19 protein-coding genes and 1 tRNA gene are annotated in these 20,360 nt (G+C 44.4%); 13 read left to right on the forward strand and 7 right to left on the reverse strand.

Translation table 11 applies throughout. The annotated features are described in order from the left end of the window. The first annotated feature begins 254 nt into the window (after window positions 1–254). The gene (locus IW644_RS19460) at window positions 255–1,304 is read left to right on the forward strand and encodes a Gfo/Idh/MocA family protein (RefSeq protein ID WP_269918995.1); all 1,050 of its coding nucleotides are present in this window, start codon (window positions 255–257) and stop codon (window positions 1,302–1,304) included. 69 nt (window positions 1,305–1,373) lie between these two features. Here the strand turns inward: IW644_RS19460 and IW644_RS19465 are convergent, their stop codons facing one another. The 3 genes from IW644_RS19465 to folM form a co-directional block, all read right to left on the reverse strand. Continuing rightward, window positions 1,374–2,267, reverse strand: a complete 894-nt coding sequence (locus IW644_RS19465) for a carbon-nitrogen hydrolase (protein ID WP_179984822.1) — start codon at window positions 2,265–2,267, stop codon at window positions 1,374–1,376. After that, complete coding sequence (locus IW644_RS19470) at window positions 2,254–3,318, reverse strand: agmatine deiminase family protein (protein WP_269918996.1); 1,065 nt, start codon at window positions 3,316–3,318, stop codon at window positions 2,254–2,256. Before IW644_RS19470 ends, IW644_RS19465 begins: the two co-directional genes overlap by 14 nt. A gap of 145 nt (window positions 3,319–3,463) precedes the next feature. Beyond that, window positions 3,464–4,171: a dihydromonapterin reductase gene (gene folM, locus IW644_RS19475; RefSeq protein ID WP_269918997.1), complete on the reverse strand. Its 708-nt coding sequence runs from the start codon at window positions 4,169–4,171 to the stop codon at window positions 3,464–3,466. A gap of 162 nt (window positions 4,172–4,333) precedes the next feature. Here folM and folE point away from each other — a divergent pair, with 162 nt between their 5' ends. Beyond that, window positions 4,334–5,017 (forward strand): GTP cyclohydrolase I FolE, encoded by a 684-nt coding sequence (folE, locus tag IW644_RS19480; protein WP_179984819.1) that lies wholly within the window; start codon window positions 4,334–4,336, stop codon window positions 5,015–5,017. A 79-nt stretch (window positions 5,018–5,096) separates the two neighbouring features. Here the strand turns inward: folE and IW644_RS19485 are convergent, their stop codons facing one another. Next, window positions 5,097–5,306: a hypothetical protein gene (locus IW644_RS19485; protein ID WP_269918998.1), complete on the reverse strand. Its 210-nt coding sequence runs from the start codon at window positions 5,304–5,306 to the stop codon at window positions 5,097–5,099. A gap of 882 nt (window positions 5,307–6,188) precedes the next feature. On the opposite strand from IW644_RS19485, the gene IW644_RS19490 reads away from it, so the two are divergent. After that, window positions 6,189–7,406 (forward strand): MFS transporter, encoded by a 1,218-nt coding sequence (locus IW644_RS19490; RefSeq protein WP_269919008.1) that lies wholly within the window; start codon window positions 6,189–6,191, stop codon window positions 7,404–7,406. Between the two features lie 140 nt (window positions 7,407–7,546). Then, window positions 7,547–8,362 carry a mechanosensitive ion channel family protein gene (locus IW644_RS19495; RefSeq protein ID WP_269918999.1) on the forward strand — a complete coding sequence of 272 codons (816 nt, stop codon included), beginning with the start codon at window positions 7,547–7,549 and terminating at the stop codon, window positions 8,360–8,362. Between the two features lie 69 nt (window positions 8,363–8,431). On the opposite strand, the gene gloA2 is transcribed toward IW644_RS19495, so the two are convergent. Continuing rightward, entirely contained in the window at window positions 8,432–8,815 is a 384-nt protein-coding gene (gene gloA2, locus IW644_RS19500) for an SMU1112c/YaeR family gloxylase I-like metalloprotein (protein ID WP_269919000.1), read from the reverse strand. A 19-nt stretch (window positions 8,816–8,834) separates the two neighbouring features. Then, window positions 8,835–9,785, reverse strand: coding sequence for an aldo/keto reductase (locus IW644_RS19505; protein WP_269919001.1), 951 nt, complete (start codon window positions 9,783–9,785; stop codon window positions 8,835–8,837). A gap of 292 nt (window positions 9,786–10,077) precedes the next feature. On the opposite strand from IW644_RS19505, the gene IW644_RS19510 reads away from it, so the two are divergent. From IW644_RS19510 to IW644_RS19525, 4 genes are all read left to right on the forward strand, one after another. Then, a complete protein-coding gene (locus IW644_RS19510; RefSeq protein ID WP_179984814.1) occupies window positions 10,078–10,620 on the forward strand; it encodes a lipocalin family protein in 543 nt (180 codons plus the stop codon). A 98-nt stretch (window positions 10,621–10,718) separates the two neighbouring features. Beyond that, window positions 10,719–11,765, forward strand: coding sequence for a dihydroorotase (gene pyrC / locus IW644_RS19515; protein WP_269919002.1), 1,047 nt, complete (start codon window positions 10,719–10,721; stop codon window positions 11,763–11,765). A 198-nt stretch (window positions 11,766–11,963) separates the two neighbouring features. Continuing rightward, complete coding sequence (gene dbpA, locus IW644_RS19520) at window positions 11,964–13,343, forward strand: ATP-dependent RNA helicase DbpA (protein ID WP_269919003.1); 1,380 nt, start codon at window positions 11,964–11,966, stop codon at window positions 13,341–13,343. A 48-nt stretch (window positions 13,344–13,391) separates the two neighbouring features. After that, window positions 13,392–13,790, forward strand: coding sequence for an ACT domain-containing protein (locus IW644_RS19525; protein ID WP_269919004.1), 399 nt, complete (start codon window positions 13,392–13,394; stop codon window positions 13,788–13,790). 137 nt (window positions 13,791–13,927) lie between these two features. Here the strand turns inward: IW644_RS19525 and IW644_RS19530 are convergent, their stop codons facing one another. Beyond that, on the reverse strand, window positions 13,928–15,994 hold the full coding sequence (locus tag IW644_RS19530) for a M13 family metallopeptidase (protein WP_269919005.1): 2,067 nt from the start codon (window positions 15,992–15,994) through the stop codon (window positions 13,928–13,930). Window positions 15,995–16,265: 271 nt separating this feature from the next. On the opposite strand from IW644_RS19530, the gene IW644_RS19535 reads away from it, so the two are divergent. From IW644_RS19535 to nusG, 5 genes are all read left to right on the forward strand, one after another. Continuing rightward, the gene (locus tag IW644_RS19535) at window positions 16,266–16,889 is read left to right on the forward strand and encodes an RraA family protein (protein WP_269919006.1); all 624 of its coding nucleotides are present in this window, start codon (window positions 16,266–16,268) and stop codon (window positions 16,887–16,889) included. A gap of 226 nt (window positions 16,890–17,115) precedes the next feature. Continuing rightward, on the forward strand, window positions 17,116–18,957 hold the full coding sequence (locus IW644_RS19540; protein ID WP_269919007.1) for an ABC transporter ATP-binding protein: 1,842 nt from the start codon (window positions 17,116–17,118) through the stop codon (window positions 18,955–18,957). Window positions 18,958–19,124: 167 nt separating this feature from the next. Further along, window positions 19,125–19,201 (forward strand) — tRNA-Trp (locus tag IW644_RS19545). An 81-nt stretch (window positions 19,202–19,282) separates the two neighbouring features. Continuing rightward, a complete protein-coding gene (gene secE / locus IW644_RS19550; RefSeq protein ID WP_014951045.1) occupies window positions 19,283–19,660 on the forward strand; it encodes a preprotein translocase subunit SecE in 378 nt (125 codons plus the stop codon). Between the two features lie 4 nt (window positions 19,661–19,664). Next, entirely contained in the window at window positions 19,665–20,216 is a 552-nt protein-coding gene (gene nusG, locus IW644_RS19555; protein ID WP_179984807.1) for a transcription termination/antitermination protein NusG, read from the forward strand. The last annotated feature ends 144 nt before the right edge of the window (window positions 20,217–20,360 follow it).

A 20,360-nucleotide genomic window follows, 5' to 3' on the forward strand; every position in this document is an offset into this window, starting at 1 on the left:
GATAGGGCATTCATGGCTGTTTGGTCTCGGTGATGTTTGGCGATTGATCTGATCACCAAACGTCATGAATGTTCCTATCTTTTTTTATCTCACTGATATCGTTCTATTATTTGTGGGGATACCTCAGGGTCAGAGTACATTTATTTAGAACGATAGTCGCCCATTAAAAGTACTCTGACCCCATAATTTCAAGGCTAGTTTAACGCGCTGAGTTCCCATATACTTTTTCTACTGAACAAAAAAGGAACAGTAAAATGTATCGATTCGGAATTGTCGGCGCAGGCATGATTGCGGATTTTCATGCTCAGGCCATCCACGCTATTCCCAATGCAGAATTAACAGGGATTTATTCACGTTCAATTGAAAAAGCCAACGCGTTTTCTAAAAAGCATAACTGTACACCTTACGACGACTATACGTCGTTTATAACGTCTCCTGATATTGACATCATTACTATATGTACGCCTTCAGGCTTTCATTTAGAACCTATATCTGCTGCCGCTAAAGCGGGCAAGCATATAATTTGTGAAAAGCCGCTGGAAGTTACAGCTGACAGAGTCGATGAAATGATTGCGGTGTGTGCTGAAAACAAAGTGATGCTTGCGGGCATTTTCCCTCGTAGGTTTAATGCATCATCTCAGTTACTTAAGCGTGCTCTAGACGCAGGGCGCTTCGGCAACATTGCCATGGCAGATGCCTATATTAAATGGTGGCGAACCCAAGAGTATTACGAAAGCGGTGCCTGGCGTGGTACTTGGAAGCTTGATGGCGGTGGCGCGTTGATGAACCAGTCAATTCATACTATAGATTTACTTCTTTATGTAATGGGGGATGTAAAATCTGTAAGAGCAGAAACTAGGCTGGTGGCCCATGATGGTATAGAGGTGGAAGATGTTGGAATTGCGATGCTCGAATTTAAAAACGGAGCATTGGGCGTCATTCAAGGTTCAACAGCTTGCTGGTCTAAAAGCGGTCATCCGGCAGAGATACAAATCACTGGTTCTCAGGGCTCTGTTTTTATGAGCGATGATAAATTTCGAGTCTGGGAGTTTGTTGAAGAAAGTGAAGAAGATGAAGAGATTAGATACAAGTATGGGCTTAATGAAGATGAGGCGGGAGCAGGAGCAGCTGATCCATCCGCCATCGACTTCGTGTGGCATCAAAGAAACTTCGAAGATGTATTAAATGCCCTTGATAACGGCACTAAACCACTCGTGGATGGATTTGAAGGACGTAGATCGATTGCGCTACTAAACGCTATCTATCGCTCAGCGAAAAACGGCGGTGAAAAGGAACTTGTGTAAAAATGGGTCAGAGTACATTTCACAGTTATTGCTGCTTCAAAAAAATGTACTCTGACCCCTTTATTTGGGTTAGTCGCGCCAGCGCTTGGTTAGTTCGTCGTAGGCGTCTATGCGGCGGTCACGGAAGTAAGGCCAAATGCGCTTAACCTGCTCGGTACGTTCCATATCAAGCTCTACTGATAGCGTGGTTTCACCTTCAGCTTCGGCTTTTGCCAAAATCTCGCCCTGCGGGCCTGCAACAAAGCTTTGTCCCCAAAACTGAATGCCTGGGTCGCCTTCAACTGGTGACGCTTCAAAGCCAGTGCGGTTCGCCACGATAACCGGTACTGAGTTAGCCACAGCATGAGAACGCTGAATGGTTTCCCATGCGCCATGTTGACGGGTACGCTCTTCTTCGGTATCCGTTAAGTCCCAGCCAATAGCGGTAGGGTAGAACAACAAGTCTGCACCTGCCATTGCCATTAGGCGTGCCGCTTCTGGGTACCATTGATCCCAACATACCAAGACGCCAAGCTTACCTACGCTGGTTTCAATAGGCGTAAAGCCCATGTCGCCCGGTGTGAAATAAAACTTCTCGTAAAAACCCGGGTCGTCAGGAATGTGCATTTTACGGTATTTGCCCGCAATTTCTTTACTGCGGTCAAACACTACGGCGGTGTTGTGATATAAACCCGAACCGCGTTTTTCAAACAAGGATGTGACTAACACAATGTTGTGTTTTTCAGCGAGTTCACCAAAAAAGTCCGTTGCTGGACCTGGTATTGGTTCAGCCAAATCAAAGGCGTCAGTATCTTCTTGCTGGCAAAAATACAGGGTGCTGTGCAGCTCTTGAAGCAAAATACACTCGCAACCTTCAGCCGCTAATTTGGCAACTTGCTCGGCACTTTTGTTCCAGTTCGTTGCTTTGTCATTGTCGGCAACGGCCTGTTGTACCAGACCAACTTTTAGCTTAGCTGGGCGCATGTAATGACACTCCTTTCTTTAAGGTGGTGATAATTGAGTCTTTTAACGTATTTGTGGGTACTTGCATAGAAATACAATGCAAGCTCCCGTATTGTCTTACGAGTACACTACAATCAATTGGTTCAACAATATGATTGGGATGTGCTCTTTGAACGGTTTCGATGGCTTCGGCATCTTCTTCTTCACCGTATACAGGCAACAAAATAGCCTTATTACAAATCAAGTAATTGGCGTAGGATGCAGGTAGACGATCTCCTTCAACGTTTACTATATGAGGCAGCGGTAAATGGAACTGTTTATGTTCAGGCAGTTCAAGAGCGCACTCATCGCACAGCGCTTTCAACCCTTCAAAGTGACTGTCATTAGGGCGGTTGTTACACGCTTGGATAACTAAGCCTTTGTTTGGCGTAAAGCGCACCAGGGTGTCGATGTGGCCATCTGTATCATCACCCTCTAAATACCCATGCTGCAAGATAGTAACCTTATTGCAGCCCAGCATATCTTTAAACACATCTTCGTAAGCACCTAGCGACATATCGCCATTGCGTTCAGGGTTAAGTAGACACTGCGCGGTACTTAGTAAATGCCCGTTTTCATCAATTTCTAACGCACCGCCTTCTGCCACAATAGGGCTACTGCGCAGCGCAGATTTGCACATGGCGGCGAGGTAACGTTGATTGACAAGGTTATCTTCTGAAGCGTTGAATTTGTTACCCCAACCGTTGAAACGAAATTCTACGGGCGAGCCGTTACCTTCACTGTCTTTACACGTGATAAAGCTGTAGTCGCGCATCCAGGTATCATTGAACGAGGCGGCAACGATAAGCACTTGTGCATTTTCGGGTAAACGGGGCTTAAGATCGTCAACGTCACTTGGCGCGCATAATAAAATGACACCCGCGTTATTGCGATTCACTGCTGTAATCACATTCAGGTAGGTCGCTCTTGCTTCTTCCAACCATGGAGCCCAATCGGTTTGTGCATGTGGCCATGCCAACATTACAGCATCAATGTCGTGCCATTCAGGCGCCATAATACGGTTGCCGAGCATAGTAAAATTCCAAGTCGCTTTAAAATAGGGGGTGGATTATAGCCATGCCGTAGCACCAGACCAAGGCTAATGGCGATGAAATTAATTGGCGGTGACGATTAATTTAAACCACCTAAAACATAAGCCTAGCTTAAAGGCTATAATTTCACTTTAAATGCCGCCCACCATTAAGGTGTAGTGTTTGGCCTGTCACGTAGTCGCTGTCTAATAAATAGTTCATGGCTTTCACGGCCTCTTGGGCACCCGGTACTATTTCGAGTAGCGACTTTTTCACTGCTTTTTGTTTATAAGCTTCGTCATCACCTTCATTAAACATAAGTAGAGCCGGTGCAATACTATTCACTTTCACCTTTGGAGCTAGTTTTTTCGCAAAAGACAAGGTGAGATTGTGCAACGCAGCTTTACTCGCCGCGTAAGCCATATGCTTTTCACTGCCGGTGTCTTGCACATAATCAGTCATGTGAATAATGTCAGCTTGTTCTTCACAACTGCACAGCGCTTCTTCTAACGCTATATTAATGCGATAGGGAGCAACTGCATGAATCATCATCATGCGTTCCATTAAGTGTTGCTTATTACCATTATCTTTCTCTTGAGCCCAATCTGATGCGTTGTGAATGATCCCTCGATAGGTTTTACTGATTGCCTTAATCTCATCAATTGCTCGATCAATAGCCGCCTCAGTGCTAAAATCCGCCTGTAAAACTGTTGCGCCTTTATCCTTAAGCATCGCAATACTCGAGCGATGCGTTCGATAAGTCACAACAACGCGATGTCCTTTTGCAAGTAAACTTTCGGCCATCGCCAAGCCCAATCGTTGGCTGGCGCCTGTTATCAGTACAGGTGAGTTCAAGATAGTGTCCTTCTTTTCTAAGAGGTAACAGTTTTATTATTCCGTGCTAAACGCACGTGAGGTAGCAACAACATTAAATAAAAGTCATGTTGTCGTATAACCGAACTTTTACGATTTGAAAGGCGTATTAGTTCAAAAAAAGCAGTAACAACGGATAAAACAATGTTAGCAAAAGAAGCGGTAATTGTGCGTGATGCACTAGACCCCTCTATATCAGAGCCGGCACAACGTGTACGTGAAGCATTAGAAGCCAAGGGGTTAGAAACTCCTATGGTGGCTAATGGTCTTTCTGACGAACAAAAGCGCAAACGAATTGAAAGTGCGATGCGTGACGTAATGGACACGCTTGGACTTGACCTTACTGATGACAGCTTGTGCGATACACCTACCCGTATTGCCAAAATGTACGTTAATGAGATTTTCGGAGGCTTGGATTATCACAAGTTCCCTAAAATTACTGCTATTGAAAATAAAATGCAGATAGACCAGCCTGTTCAGGTATCTGATATCAGCTTAACAAGTACTTGCGAACATCACTTTGTAACCATTGACGGCACAGCCACGGTATCGTACATACCTAAAGATACAGTAATTGGTCTTTCGAAAATAAACCGTCTTGTAAGCTTCTTTGCTCAACGCCCTCAGGTACAAGAGCGTCTAACGCAGCAGGTGTTAGTTGCACTGCAAACATTAACGAATACAGAAGATGTTGCTGTAAGTATCAACGCTACGCACTATTGCGTAAAAGCGAGAGGAATTCGAGATACTAATTCCTACACGAAGACGTCAGCGTTAGGTGGCCGTTTCTTAACAGACAGCGAATTGAAACGAGAGTTTTTCCGTTAAGTAAGTTGGGAAACTTTCACAGACAAATTAAAAAGCCGCTTTTTGAAGCGGCTTTTTCGTAGATATTTGACGTCGATTTTTACTTGAAAATGTGTTCGCTATCTAAAGCGTCCACAATAAGATTAATTCGACCACCAATACCATTGGCGGGAATAAGACTGAGTACTTTGTTACAACAGCCACAAGACTCATGTTGTTCAAGGTACATGTCTCGAGAAGCGTTTAGTTGAAAATCATTAATTGCGCCGCAATAAGGGCACATGTATTCCAATGCTTTAACACTTTGCATTGTTTTATCCGTTACCATGTTTTACATATCCATATGACGTAAGTCGAAATCCAGTGTGTGAAAAAGTAATTTGTATTGCCCCAGCGTACTAACTTTGAAAAGAGAAAAAACTAAAAGATAGCAAGATATAAACCACACACACCGGTTGAGTGCTACTTTCGGGTTAACTAGCCTGTAAATAAGCTGAATGGCCGCCTTGCGGGATTATCCCACAAAGATTTTGGATAACCCTTATCCACGACTAAAGTATAGTCTGTAATTCTTTTACTGCCTGTGTAATTTGGGGTTATTTAATAAGTCCTTGGTAATAAAGCTAATTAATTTTCATGACGGTAACTGACCAGTGGCGGAAGTCACAACGTACGAAAAATTAGGTGAGTAAGCTAACAGCTTTAGCTGCTGGAAGGAGGGGTAAGTATCATAGGTGTTGCTTCCTTTACCTCACTATCGCCTTACAGCAAATTTGCGCCTGATAAGCAGTTTAGTGTCGCCAGAATAAAACACCGTAGCTATTACTAATGTTCACGGGAATTACAAATGATGAAGAGTTTAATTACCCGCCTACTTATTCCATTCTCATTGTTGAGTTTACATGCTTTTTAAATTCTGTTAACTTCTATCTTAATCGATTAAGATTTTTGAGTTTAATGTAAGCTTGATGCTAAGCGCACTACTATATTTGCCATCAAGCTTATTACATCACTTATGTTATTGATTAGATTTGTAAAACAAGTGGGTGCTTCCAACGACTTTTGTCTGCCATCACTCACATGATTTTGTAAAGTGTATGTGTACGTAAAGCACCTTCATGCCGTTGTTATGAGACAGACTATGCCGAGCCGAGACCCAAGTAGTAGAATTATCAGATGGTTAACCTACCTCATGTTTATGATGTTTGCGATGACATCAGATTCAGTAGGCGAGATAATTAAAGAAGTAAAAGTAGCGTTTTCTGTCACTAATGCGCAAGCAAGTTTAATGCATTCTTTGCCTATGCTGGGTATCGCGTTATCTGGTTTATTGTTAGGTTTTTTAGCAGATAAGTTAGGTCGTAAGCCAACCATCATCATTGGTTTAGGGTTATTTGGGATAGCTTGCTACAGCTTCCTAATTGCTAATGACTTTATCTTGATCGTAAGCTTGATGAGCTTGTCAGGGGTCGCCGTTGGTATTTTTAAAACGGGTGCGCTTGCACTTATCGGTGATATTTCAACATCTACAAAACAACACACAGCAACAATGAATGGTGCAGAGGCGTTCTTTGGGGTGGGGGCAATAATTGGCCCTTTGATTGTTGCGTATTTAATTCACCAAGGGGTAGCGTGGCAGTGGCTATATGTTATCGCGGGTGGTGTGTGTACCCTTCTTATTGTTGGCGCGCTGTTGGTTAAATATCCAACTTATTCCCGCGACACCTCTTCAGGGGGAAATAACGTTTCCGTTGCGCAAAGTTTAAGTTTGATCAAAAACCCGTATGCCTTAGGTTTTTCTATGGGAGCTTTTTTGTATGTTGCAGCAGAAAGCGCCATTTATGTGTGGATGCCGAGTTACTTAGTGTGCGACGCCACTACACTTAAAGCCACATATAACTGTTACAGCGAGGGCTTTTCCCAAACACTGGCTATTTATTCGGTAACCGCCTTTTTTATTCTTCGGGCCGCTGGGCGCTTTGTCGGAATTTGGATGATGTCTCGCTTTAACTGGGCGCTAGTTCTGATGTTATTCACAGGCGCTATTGTATTGTGTTTTGGCTTAGGGCTATGGGGTGGAAAGCAAGTCGCGCTTTACTTGTTCCCTTTAACAGGTATTTTCATGTCGGTTATTTACCCTACGTTTAATTCAAAGGGGATAAGCTGCTTCCCTAAACACCAGCATGGCAGCGTGGCAGGGGTTATATTGTTCTTTACTGCTGCCGGCGCTGCGGCTGGCCCTTTCATTATGGGGCTTGTAAGTGACGCTAACGGAGGCGATGCAAAATACGGCTTCATGGTCGCCACTGGCTTCGCCGCCGTGCTATTCATTGGCCTGGTATATAACTTTATTAAAAACCCCACTAAACAGCGTTTAGCTGAGATTGAAGCAAGTGAATACGCTAGCTAAGTGAAACGAGCCGCGAGTCTCACCGCTTGTAGTATCAGTCAACTGAAAGCTGCCGGACTTATGTTCGGCACTGGTTTTTCATAGCGTTGTTGTTTAAGCTTCACTTCATTCCCTCACTTATTACTTCGTATTAACGTCCCATGGATGAATTAAAACAAGCCCAAGCGCTTTACGACACGCTCGTAGAGTTCGCAGTGACCTACAGCTTCCAAATTGTAGGTGCCATTATCATATTTCTACTTGGTTGGTGGGTGGCCAATAAGATAGGCCATGTGGTTGAAAACCTCATGGTAAACAAGAAAATTGACGTTACGCTAAGCCGGTTTACCGGTGGTATATGTAAACTGGTGGTGCTTGGAGTAGTTATCATCATCGCCCTTGGTAACGTGGGGATCAGCGTTACTCCATTAATTGCGGCACTCGGTGCTGTTGGCTTAGGTGCTGGTCTTGCTATTCAGGGCATGCTGGCAAACTATGCCGCAGGTTTTACTATAATCATTACCCGTCCGTTTGTAGTTGGGGATACTATTCGGGTTCGTGGCGTTGCCGGCGTTGTTGATCAGGTTATGCTGCCTTATACCATTCTTATCGATGAAGATAACGTGCAAATCCAAATTCCCAATAAGCTCATTGTTGGGGAAATCTTGCATAACTCTGCCGAAAACATGCTTATAGAACTCGAGATTGGCGTTGCTTACTCTAGTAATGTAGATAATGTTATTGAAGTAATTCGACATGCAATTGCATCTGTTGACGGTGTTAGTGCAGAAAAAACACCTGCTATTGGTGTCGATAATTTTGGTGACAGCAGTATTAATTTTGGGGTTCGGGTTTGGGCTCCTGCGACAAGGCATTTCGAAGTGCGCTATGCGCTTAATCAAGCCGTTTTTAACGCGCTTCAACAGCACAATATTGATATTCCATTCCCGCAACGAGAAGTCAGAATGCTGGACTAAGACAGGGTTATTTTAATAGTCCTAACGTTAGATAGATGCCGAACAGCCACTCAGCTATTCGGCATTTTTTTATAGTTCGTAAAGTTCTAGCGGTAACCCGTCAGGGTCTTGAAAAAACGTAAAGCGCTTTCCCGTATACTCGTCGGTTCTTACGGGCTCACATTCCACACGTTTGTTAGTTAAGTGATCAATCATTTCATCAAGGTTGTCTACTTTAAATGCTAAGTGTCTAAGCCCTTGCGCTTCCGGACGCGACGGCCTTTGCGGTGCCCCTGGAAACGAAAATAATTCAATTTGACTTCCATCAGGTAAACCAAGGTCGCATTTATATGAATCCCTAGCTTCTCGGTAATTTTCGTCAATGATGGAGAACCCTAACACGTCCGTGTAAAACGTTTTCGAACGTGGATAGTCACTACAAATAATAGCAACATGGTGAAAACCTTTTAGCATACTATTTCCTTTTATATGCTTACGGCATCTCTTGGCCGCGAGCAGCTTCAAATAACTTATACCAGTGTTCGCGCGACAGGTGAACGTCCATTGCTTTCTGGCTAGATTTGATTCGTTCAATATTAGTGCTGCCTAACACCGGCGCGATATTGGCAGGGTGTCGCATTAACCATGCTAAAACAATGGCTTCAGGCGTTGTTTGGTATTCGCTTGCAAGTTGTGCCACTAAATTCGCGGTTGCCAGGTCTGCGCTACTCTCGGTTTTCGCCCCTGTATATTTTCCTTGAGCCAAGCTTCCCCAAGCCTGAAGCTGAACATTATTCATCATACAGTACTCAAGAGTCCCTGGTGCATAACCCATATTACGATTAGCCGCACTATTGCTGGTGATGCCGTCTTCTAGCCAATCTCTAAAACCGAGGCTCATTTCAAGTTGGTTGGCAACAATAGGTGTTGAGAGCGCTGATTGAAGGTAGTTTATTTGGTGCCCGTGCATATTAGACACACCCACGTGTTTAATCTTTCCCTGTTGCTGTAGCAGCAATAAGGTGCCAGCCACTTCTTCCAATTCCATAAGCGGGTCGGGGCGGTGTAGCAGCAGTATATCAAGTTGCTCGATACCTAAACGAGATAGAATGCCTTCAACAGAAGTATGTATATGATTTGCCGAGAAATCATAACGCTTTGGTCCTAAATCATCTTCAAAACGTATTGCACATTTAGATTGAATAAGCATTTTGTCTTTAAGTTCCGGGGCTTGCTTAAGCGCTTCACCAAAGGCAGTTTCTGCCTTACCGAATGTGTAAATATCAGCATGGTCAAAAACGTTAATATCTAAGTCTAGTACAGCGTCGATGATTGATCTTGCTTGGGTAACATCGGCTTTAGTGACGGGGTCATTATTCCAACCACCGCCTAAGCCCATACATCCATAAATTAGGCGGCTTGCATGTGGAAAGTGTGCATTCATATAGTTTTCTCCCTTTAGAAAGTGTGAGTGAACAAAGTACTTATGCACTCAATAAAGCTCTGGAGCTTATTCTTATTATCAACAAAGCGCTACTCTAGTACGACTGTGTTAATAATAACAGTTTGATTAGGCGAGTATATTTTAACTAACGACAGTTAGCGCTTCAGATTATTTTTGGTGTGGGAATAGCTAATAGCAAGAAGTAGCAATAACCACCACAATAGTTGGGTTGGACGTTTTAATGAAGTAGCGAGTATTCATTACTAGAAAATCATCACAGGAAAAGAGTTTTATGTTGAAAAAATGGTTGTTAGCGGCAATGGCAAGTTCACTACTTATTGGGTTAGCTGGCTGCACCGGAGTGCCGGAAAAGGTAGAGCCTGTCGAGGGCTTCGAGCTTCCTAGGTATTTAGGGGAGTGGTATGAAATAGCGCGCTTTGACCACAGTTTCGAAGAAGGACTAAGCGAGGTCACAGCAACCTATAGTATGCGCGAAGATGGTGGCGTGAAAGTTATTAATCGCGGCTATTCAAAAGAAGAAGGTAAGTGGGACCAAGCCGAAGGTAAAGCATATTTTGTTGAAAATGAAACGACAGGACATCTAAAGGTATCCTTTTTCGGACCGTTCTACGCAAGCTATGTCATCATGGAGTTAGACAAGGAAGGCTATCAATATGCGCTGATAACCGGGCCTGATAAAGATTACCTTTGGATTTTAGCGCGAACGCCAACAATTTCAGATGAGGTCCGCGCCCGTTTGCTAGAAAAAGCAAGAACGGCTGGGTATGACACTAGTAAGCTTATTTGGGTTGAGCACGGCCAAGTGAAATCATAGGTACTATCAAGCGAGTTGTTCTGCGCGCAAATACGGATTTGTGCTATTATTGCGCGCAACTTCCTCGCTGTTTGAATAAGTACTAAGAGAGACAAGGCATGCAAACGCTCACCATTACTACGCCAGACGATTGGCACCTTCATTTCCGCGATAACGAAATGCTAGCTGAAACAGTGCCTGCAACCGCACGTTGTTTCCAGCGCGCTATCGTTATGCCGAACCTAGTACCACCCGTAGTTAATGCTGAAATGGCGATGGCATATAAAGGGCGAATTGAGGCTGCTCGACCTGAAGGCAGTAATTTTGAGCCATTGATGACTTTATTTCTTACCAACCAAACTACGCCGCAAGATATTGTCGACGCAAAGCAAGCAGGCGTAACCGCATGTAAGCTTTATCCCGCAGGAGCGACGACTAATTCAGACGCCGCGGTAAAAGGTATTCAAGCTTTATACCCAGTATTCCAAGCCATGCAAGAGCAAGGGTTGTTATTGTTAATTCACGGCGAAGTTACCGAGCATCACATTGATATTTTTGACCGTGAAAAAGTGTTCATAGATACACACCTATATCCCATCGTTGAAGCATTTCCTAAGCTGAAAGTGGTGTTTGAACACATTACTACAGCAGATGCTGCAAGTTTCGTAGCGAGCGCGAGCGAATTTGTGGGCGCAACTATCACGCCTCAGCACTTATTGCTTAATCGCAACGATTTACTAGTTGGTGGTGTACGCCCTCACAACTATTGCCTGCCGGTGCTTAAGCGAAATACCCACCAAAAAGCCTTACGCGATATGGTGGCAAGTGGCAATAAGAAGTTCTTTTTGGGTACTGATTCTGCACCTCATGCTAAGCATAAAAAAGAGAATGCCTGCGGGTGTGCAGGTTGTTACAGCGCATGGTCTGCAATAGAGCTTTATGCAGAAGTGTTCGAGCAGTTAGGTGCAATAGACAAGCTAGAAGGTTTTGCTAGCCATTACGGTGCAGACTTTTATGGTTTACCGCGAAATACAACTACAATGACGTTAGTAAAAGAGTCGTGGACGGTGCCAGAACAGGTAACCCTAGCTGATGGTACCGACATGGTTCCATTTTTTGCGGGGCAAACACTACAGTGGAAATTAGAAAAGGCATTTCAAGCGTAAGCTTATTCTATACGGTTTGTACGCGTGCCCTGTGGAACGTTTCCATAAGGGCACAAACGCTCTTCTAGACCCATTCAAACGATTTTACTGACACTTTTCCATCATCTCACTTTCTTCGAAGGGTGGCATGATGAACCAAGAATATGGCGTAACTCATCATATAGAACATGGTGTAGTTAACTTTTGGAACCCAAATTAATGACCGTTGAAACAGTTAAGCATTTAGATATAAACCCTGCCATCGTTAAAGCACTAGACTATCAAGGCATTCACCAACTTTCTCCAATCCAGGCGCAGTCGCTTCCCGAAGCGCTTCAGGGAAAAGATGTGATTGGTCAGGCGCAAACAGGTAGCGGTAAAACCTTATGCTTCGTGATCCCAGCCTTGCAGCACATTGAAGTTAACGATTTTACTACACAAGCCATTATGCTTTGCCCAACCCGTGAGCTTGCCGACCAAGTAGCGCAGCAGTGCCGTAGTGCGGCTAAAAATATCGGTAATATCAAAGTAACTACCTTATGTGGCGGCCAGCCTATGGGGCCGCAAATTCAGTCGTTAAAACACAGTCCTCACATTATTGTAGGTACTCCTGGTCGCGTGATGGATCATGTGGAAAAGCGCCGTATTGATTTGCGTAATGTAAAGCTGCGTGTGCTTGACGAAGCCGACCGTATGTTAGATATGGGTTTTGAAGATGATTTACGCATTATCTTCGGACAGACGCCAACGCAAGTGCAAACACTACTTTTTTCTGCAACTTTCACCGAGCAAATTGAGCGTGTGGCGAAGCAGTACTTGCATAACCCGGTAACCTGTAAAGTAGAAGCGCAAGAGAGCAAGCCGGCAATTACTCAGTTGGGCTATAAGGTGTTGCCTCACACCAGAACGCAGGCGCTAAAAGCCGTATTAACCGAATATCAGCCTAAAAACGCCATTGTTTTCTGTAACCGTAAAACGCAGGTAAATGAAGTTGTTGAAGAGCTTATAGAAGATGGCTTCAGTGCTAAAGGGCTTCAGGGGGATATGGAACAGCATCAAAGAACTTCAGTGCTTATGCAGTTTGCAAGTGACGCGCTACAAGTGCTAGTGGCTACCGATGTTGCTGCCCGTGGATTAGATATCGATGATATTGCCTGTGTTATTAACTACACAGTAAGTGAAGAGCCTGAAACCCACATTCACCGCATTGGCAGAACGGCACGTGCGGGCGCTCAAGGTATGGCGATAACGCTAGTAAGCGAGGAAGAAGAACACTTTTTACGAAAGATAGAAGTATTGCAAGAAAGTGATATTCCGCTAAAAGGTGCGCAAAGCTTACGTTTTCATAAAAATAAAATTACCCAGCCTGACTTTACCTGTATTTCATTAAGTGCCGGTAAAAAGGAAAAGCTTCGCCCTGGCGACTTGGTAGGAGCGCTTACAAAAGATGCAGGCATTCCTGGCGACGACTTAGGTAAAATCAAAGTGCAAAACAGCATGAGTTTTGTCGCAGTGAAAACGCGAAGCGTGAAAAAAGCCATGACCCAGTTTAGAGAAGGTAAGATCAAAGGTAAGCGTATTAGAGCCCGAAAACTTTAACAGGCGCTTTAATAAGTAAGTATTTACCTTAAAGAAAGGAAGGTTAGTGTGGTTGCTGAAACTGATTTAACCCTGTTGCTCAAAAACTTAAACCCTGTAGCCAGTAGTGAAAACTTTGTATTCACCACTTTGCAGGCAGATAAATTAACCAGTTCATTGATTTCAGCGGCTAAGGGCATGTTTCAAGAGCGAGAGGGCACCACGCTCATTTTGCCTTCAGCCGAAGCCGAGCAAGCTGGACTTCAATTTGAAGGTTACTATCGCTGTATAACCTGCGAAGTGCACTCTAGTCTAGAGGCGGTAGGTATGACTGCCGCTATGTCTACCGCGTTAGGTAAAGCCGGAATAAGTGCCAACGTGGTAGCGGCTTTCTATCACGACCACATTTTTGTACCTGCTGAAAAAGTTGATTTAGCGCTCGACGTGTTAACGTCGCTATCCGGTTAATTCTGTCGATGCTTATTTGGCAAAAATAATTACTGCTTAATGAAGTATCCACAACGCGAAAAAAAGCCCCATGTTTGACACAGCAAACATGGGGCTTTAATTGTCGTAGCTTACGTGTGTTACTTAAAGTACGTGAATTACCAAATTTTCACGCGTTCTTCTGGCGGCAAATACAACGCATCGTCTTCGGTTACATTAAAGGCTTCGTAGAATTCTGGTACGTTGCGCACAGCGCCGTTGGTACGGAATTTAGTAGGGGAGTGGGTGTCTGTCTGTACTTGACTGCGCAACGCTTCTTCGCGGTATTTGCTGGCCCAAACCTGACCATAACCGATGAATACGCGCTGGTCGCCAGTAAAGCCATCTAGCTCTGGGGCTTTTTCACCATCAAGGGACAAGTGGTAAGCTTTAAGCGCAATACTAATACCGCCTAGGTCACCAATGTTTTCACCTAAGGTATATTCGCCGTTTACGTGTAAATCAGGTAACACCTCGAATTGATTGTATTGCTCTATGAGGTTTGCAGTACGTGCTTCAAACTCGCTGCGATCTTCATCGGTCCACCAGTTTCTAAGTACGCCATCACCGTCAAAGGTTGAGCCTGAATCATCGAATCCGTGACCTATTTCGTGTCCGATTACTGCGCCAATACCACCGTAATTCACCGCGTCTTCTGCGTTCATATCAAAAAACGGAGGCTGCAGAATAGCGGCAGGAAATACAATTTCGTTAAGCGGTGGATTGTAGTAAGCGTTAACGGTTTGAGGTGTCATACCCCACTCGTGGGTCCACACTGGGCCGCCTTGTTTCTTCAGCATCTCTTCATATAACACGTCAGAGGAGCGCTTAAGGTTACCGAATAAGTCACCGGCATTAACCGTTAGTGCTGAGTAATCTCTCCACTGATCTGGATAACCTATTTTGACGGTAAATTTAGACAGTTTGTCCAGCGCTTGCGCGCGAGTTTCGTCTGTCATCCAGTCTAGGTTTTCAATACTTTCTTTGTAAGCCAGCAGTAGGTTGTTAACCATTTCCATCATGCGGTCTTTCGCTTCAGGCGGGAAATGCTGTTTTACATAAACCTTACCGATAAGCTCGCCTACATGGGCATTTGAAAGGCTTACTGCACGACGCCATTGAGGCTGCTGCTCTTCTACGCCGCGAAGCACTTTGCTGTAGAAGTTGAAGTTCGCTTCATCAAGCTCGGCATTTAATCGACTAGCTGAAGCGTTTAAAACGCCCCATTTAAGAAACGTCTTCCAGTCTTCTAGCGAGGTTTCGGCTATAACGCCATCAATGTTTTGCATGTAGTCTTTTTGCAAAATGCCTAGTGAAGGAATGTCGCTAATGTCAGCTTCAGCAAGATAGGCATCCCAGTTAAACTTAGGCATCAATGCTTTAAGTTCTTCAATCGAAAGCTTGTTATAGTTTGCGGCAAAGTTACGGGCTTGCTCTTTTTTCATGTGTAGCTGAGCAATTTTAGTCTCAAGCTCGAAAAGCATATCGGCACTTTCTTTTGGTGCTTCGAAACCCGCAAGTTCAAACATAGTTTGTATATGCTTGACGTATGCGTCACGGATGGTTTGTGACGTTTCGTCGTCTTTAAAATAGTACTCGCGCTCAGGCAGTCCAAGACCGGCTTGCCACGTGTACATCAGATATTCTTTTGGCGACTTGAGATCTGGGTATTGGGTTAGGCTGAATGGGGTACCGTAGCCATAGCGAGCAGCATAAGCAAAATACTCGGCAAGGTCGGTATAGTCTTCAATAGCATCAATCTTGGATAGCTCAGGTTTTATTGGCGTTACGCCAAGCTTGTTGCGGGTTTCCATATCCATATAGGCACGGTAAAAATCGCCCACTTTTTGTTCGTCGCTTCCCGCTTTAAAATCACCTTCGGCAGAAGACTTAATAATATCCATTACGTGGTCTTGCGCTTCATCACGTAGAATAACGAAAGAACCGTAACTAGACTTATCAGCTGGTATTTCAAAATTATCAAACCACTTACCGTTTACGTAGCGGAAGAAGTCATCACCGGGGTCTACAGACAGGTCCATATTCTCTTTAATGACGCCTGAAGAAAGCTGCTGCTGAGCTTCTTCAGTGGCAGCGCTTTGGTTTTGTTGTTCTGTCGATGAATTTTGTGGGCTACAGGCCGTTAAGGCCAGCGCCACGCTTAAGCTTAAAACGCTACGTAACATTTAGAGTTTTCCTTTTCATTCTGACTGGGCAATGTTTGGACTTGCCGCTTATAGTTTTTAGCGCGTTGTAAGGGCCTCTACATCCATAAGAATGACCTTTGCATCCACAAGAATATCGGGGCGTAACACGCACGGTTTTTCTAACGTTTTAGCATGATGGTAGGGATAGAAAAAGTGTTTATAGTGAAAATACACAGCTTGTAACAACTTGGCAGACTAAGTTCGCTATAGTGTTCTGTATTGACCTCATCACGATATTCAAGGAACGGCAATGGACTTACATAAAACTCCTTTTGAAAGCGTATCACCGTGCGAGTACGCAGACGCCCTGCCAAGAGAGCAGTTCATGCATTACGCGATAAAACCATTGTGGTACGGTATGCCTCGTATTGCGGGCCCAGCGTTCACCGTTAAGTGTGAGCCGGGTGACCATCTTATGCTGCATGCGGCGATATATCGCGCAAGCCCTGGTGATATCATTGTGGTTGAAGCTGACGATGAATTTGCCGTTGCGGGCGGTAACGTCTGCGCAATCGCCCAATCTAGAGGGATTAAAGGCTTCGTAATTGATGGTGTTATCCGAGATATTGCTGAAACCCGTGACAACAAGTTTCCAGTGTTTGCCAGAGGCGTTATACCTAAGCCTGGAGCGAAAAAGTGCATATCGCCGTTAAATGAGCCTATCACATGTGCTGGTGTAACTGTTCACGCGGGAGACATCATTGTGGCGGACGAGGAGGGCATTGCAGTAATCCCAAAGGATGAGGCGCTAGCAGCCTATGACATTGCCCAAAAGCGCGCACAAAAAGACGGTTCTATGTCGCTCGAACAGTGGCAGGCTGAACACGCTGAAAAAGTAGAAGGCATACTCGCTAAATTAGGCTTTGCAGAGTAAATCTTTTAAGAAAATTAGCCATGCTTTGACTGGTTTTTGATAAGCTTTTCACTAAGCCCTTCAGTAAGCAATTAGCTTGTCCAAATATTAACTAATGTTAAGTGAGCTTTGCGGTAAAAAAGTACCGCAAAGTTCAACACACTTTCAGTTATCGTGTAGAATTGTGACCTAAGCATTTTGGGCATACGTAAACGTGCTCTGTCACCGAATAATTAACGAGTTCTACATGTTTTCATTTTTTGAAAAGCTGACCCAGCCTTTCCCCGATACACCGCCTACTCAACCGCCAACAGGTATCATTGCATTTTGTAAGTACTACACCAAAGGCATGTGGGGCGTCATCCTTACAGTTTCGGTGCTAAGTGCAATTGTGGCCATGTTAGAAGTAGCGCTGTTTGGATTTCTGGGCCAGTTGGTTGACTGGTTTTCTGAACAAAGCCGAGAAACCTTTTTAGAGGACCAAAAATTCACGCTTATTGGCATGGGTTTAACGGTTCTTGTTTTCATTCCTTTGTTTATTTTGTTGCGCTCGCTGTTTTCTCGCCAGTCCTTGATGGGTAATTACCCCATGCGCATTAGATGGCAGGCACACCGCTACTTACTTGGGCAAAGTTTAACCTTTTTCCACGACGAATTTGCCGGCCGTGTGGCTACTAAGGTGATGCAGACTGCGCTATCGGTAAGAGAAACCGTGACCAAGGTTCTCGATTTGCTGGTGTACATCAGCGTTTATTTTATCTCTATGGTAGTGCTTATCTTTAGCACTGATTGGCGCTTAGCCATGCCGCTTATCGTATGGTTCTTTGTGTACATTGGTATTTTAAAAGTGCTGGTGCCTAAACTAAAAGAAGTATCGCAAAAGCAAGCCGACGCGCGCTCATTAATGACAGGGCGTATTGTGGATAGTTACACCAATATCACCACAGTGAAGCTGTTTTCGCATAGTCGCCGTGAAGCTGATTATGCAAAAGAAAGCATGGATGGTTTTCTTAAAACGGTTTACCCACAAATGCGTTTGGTTACCGTATTGGAATTTTGTGTGGAAATGGCTAATGCCATTCTTATCTTTACCATTGGCGCATTGTCTGTGTATTTATGGATGGAAAACATTGCGAGCCCCGGTGATATCGCCATTGCTATTAGTTTGTGTTTGCGACTAAACGGTATGTCGCACTGGGTAATGTGGGAAGTATCTGGCTTATTTGAGAACTTAGGTACTGTGCAAGACGGCATGAATACACTAGCGCAGCCAATCGCAGTAAAAGATAAACCTAAGGCTAATGCACTTAAAGTAAACGGCGGCGGGATCAACTTCGACAACGTGAACTTTTCTTATGCTGGGGCCGATGAAAAACCTATTGATGTGTTTAAAAATTTAGATTTAGACATCAAGCCTGGTGAAAAAGTAGGGTTAGTGGGGCGCTCTGGTGCAGGTAAATCAACTTTAGTGAACCTATTAATGCGTTTTTACGACACCCAAAGTGGCCGAATTATCATTGATGGGCAAGATATTACCCAAGTGGGGCAGGAAACCCTACGAGCTAAAATCAGTATGGTTACGCAGGATACCTCGTTGATGCATCGCTCTGTACGCGACAATATTTTATACGGGCGTACGGATGCGACAGAAGAGGATATGGTAAGGGCGGCTAAGCAAGCCGAGGCGCACGACTTTATCCTTACCCTCACCGATAGTTACGGTAGAACAGGCTACGACGCGCATGTAGGTGAGCGCGGTGTGAAGCTTTCAGGAGGGCAGCGTCAGCGTATCGCTATCGCCCGTGTATTGCTAAAAGACGCACCTGTACTGGTACTGGACGAGGCGACATCGGCACTAGATTCAGAAGTTGAAGCGGCAATTCAAGCCTGTCTGGATAAAGTGATGGAAGGTAAAACCGTGCTGGCTATTGCGCATCGCTTATCTACCATTGCACAAATGGACAGGTTACTTGTTTTGGATAAGGGTAACATTGTAGAGCAGGGCACACATGCTGAGCTTATCGCTCAAAATGGTATTTATGCGAAGCTTTGGGCACACCAAACCGGCGGATTTATTGGTGTTGAATAGGAAACTCGTGAAATAGTGTTCAATCGCAGAAGGGATGGATAAACCGCTTGTATCTTGAAAGTGGTTAAGTATAATACGCGTCCCTCCCTTGCGATACCGCACTTTCCTTAGAAAAGACGCACAACTCACAAGGGCAGTGTAAGTAAATTTTGTCTTTTAGACACCACAGGGGTGTAGTTCGAATTGGTAGAACAGCGGTCTCCAAAACCGATGGTTGGGGGTTCGAGTCCCTCCACCCCTGCCAAATTTACTTAAACTAAGAATTTTTAAATTGCGCATTAAATGAGTGCGTAAAACAACGACGCTGTAGTGCTAGGATCGTAACATGAGCGAAAAGACGGAAAATCAGTCCAATGCATTGGACATGTTTAAATGGGTAGTGGTTTTTGCACTACTTGCCGGTTTAGTAACCGCTAATACAATGTACGGTGAGATCTCGGTACTATACCGTGCTATCGCTATTGTTGTAGTAGTTGGTATAGCTGGTTTTATTGCGGCAACTACCGAAAAAGGTAGCACCTTCTTGAGCTTTGCTAAAGAGTCTCGCACAGAAGTTCGCAAGGTTGTATGGCCTACTCGTCAAGAGGCGAATCAGACTACCCTTATCGTGCTTGCAGCGACGTTAATCATGGCACTAATTTTATGGGGACTAGACGGCATCATCGTTCGTGTAGTTGGCTTTATTACTGGAATAGGAGCATAAGCGTATGTCTGAAGAAGAAGCAGTAAAGAAAAGATGGTACGTAGTACAAGCCTATTCGCAATATGAGTCTCGTGTAAAGAAGACCCTGCTTGAATACATCAAAATGCACAACATGGAAGATTACTTCGGTCAGGTACTAGTACCAACAGAAGAAGTTGTAGAAATGCGTGCGGGTCAAAAGCGTAAATCTGAGCGCAAGTTCTACCCTGGTTATGTACTGGTAGAAATGGCAATGACTGAAGAATCTTGGCACTTGGTGAAAAGCGTTCCTCGTGTACTTGGTTTTATCGGTGGTACATCTGACCGCCCTATGCCTATCACGCAAAAAGAAGCTGATGCTATCTTAAATCGTCTTGAAGAAAACGTTGATAAGCCAAGACCAAAGACCTTGTTCGAACCAGGCGAAGTTATTCGTGTTACCGACGGTCCATTTGCAGACTTCAACGGTGTGGTAGAAGAAGTCGACTACGAAAAGAGCCGCGTAAAGGTATCGGTACTTATCTTTGGTCGTTCTACACCGGTAGACCTAGAATTCGGTCAGGTAGAAAAAGGCTAAGCCCTCTCTGCTAAACGTGACTAGTCCTAGAATAAGTTGACACTTATTTTGTTTAGAACGCCCGATGTATCTCATCGGGCGTTTTGTATTTAAGGGCCAGATGCGGGCGTTTTTCATTATATATTGCCACTGACTCCGCTACCA

This window comes from Alteromonas sp. PRIM-21, from assembly GCF_027563165.1.
In the GTDB taxonomy this organism is placed as follows: Bacteria; Pseudomonadota; Gammaproteobacteria; order Enterobacterales; family Alteromonadaceae; genus Alteromonas; species Alteromonas macleodii_A.

Coding starts and splice junctions, on each gene's coding strand:
- IW644_RS19485 (WP_269918998.1), bottom strand. CDS start 5,306: ATGCAAAGTGTTAAAGCATTGGAATACATGTGCCCTTATTGCGGCGCA.
- IW644_RS19495 (WP_269918999.1), top strand. CDS start 7,547: ATGGATGAATTAAAACAAGCCCAAGCGCTTTACGACACGCTCGTAGAG.
- folE (WP_179984819.1), top strand. CDS start 4,334: ATGTTAGCAAAAGAAGCGGTAATTGTGCGTGATGCACTAGACCCCTCT.
- dbpA (WP_269919003.1), top strand. CDS start 11,964: ATGACCGTTGAAACAGTTAAGCATTTAGATATAAACCCTGCCATCGTT.
- IW644_RS19535 (WP_269919006.1), top strand. CDS start 16,266: ATGGACTTACATAAAACTCCTTTTGAAAGCGTATCACCGTGCGAGTAC.
- IW644_RS19470 (WP_269918996.1), bottom strand. CDS start 3,318: ATGCTCGGCAACCGTATTATGGCGCCTGAATGGCACGACATTGATGCT.
- IW644_RS19530 (WP_269919005.1), bottom strand. CDS start 15,994: ATGTTACGTAGCGTTTTAAGCTTAAGCGTGGCGCTGGCCTTAACGGCC.
- nusG (WP_179984807.1), top strand. CDS start 19,665: ATGTCTGAAGAAGAAGCAGTAAAGAAAAGATGGTACGTAGTACAAGCC.
- IW644_RS19460 (WP_269918995.1), top strand. CDS start 255: ATGTATCGATTCGGAATTGTCGGCGCAGGCATGATTGCGGATTTTCAT.
- IW644_RS19465 (WP_179984822.1), bottom strand. CDS start 2,267: ATGCGCCCAGCTAAGCTAAAAGTTGGTCTGGTACAACAGGCCGTTGCC.
- IW644_RS19490 (WP_269919008.1), top strand. CDS start 6,189: ATGTTTATGATGTTTGCGATGACATCAGATTCAGTAGGCGAGATAATT.
- IW644_RS19505 (WP_269919001.1), bottom strand. CDS start 9,785: ATGAATGCACACTTTCCACATGCAAGCCGCCTAATTTATGGATGTATG.
- IW644_RS19540 (WP_269919007.1), top strand. CDS start 17,116: ATGTTTTCATTTTTTGAAAAGCTGACCCAGCCTTTCCCCGATACACCG.
- IW644_RS19510 (WP_179984814.1), top strand. CDS start 10,078: ATGTTGAAAAAATGGTTGTTAGCGGCAATGGCAAGTTCACTACTTATT.
- secE (WP_014951045.1), top strand. CDS start 19,283: ATGAGCGAAAAGACGGAAAATCAGTCCAATGCATTGGACATGTTTAAA.
- gloA2 (WP_269919000.1), bottom strand. CDS start 8,815: ATGCTAAAAGGTTTTCACCATGTTGCTATTATTTGTAGTGACTATCCA.
- pyrC (WP_269919002.1), top strand. CDS start 10,719: ATGCAAACGCTCACCATTACTACGCCAGACGATTGGCACCTTCATTTC.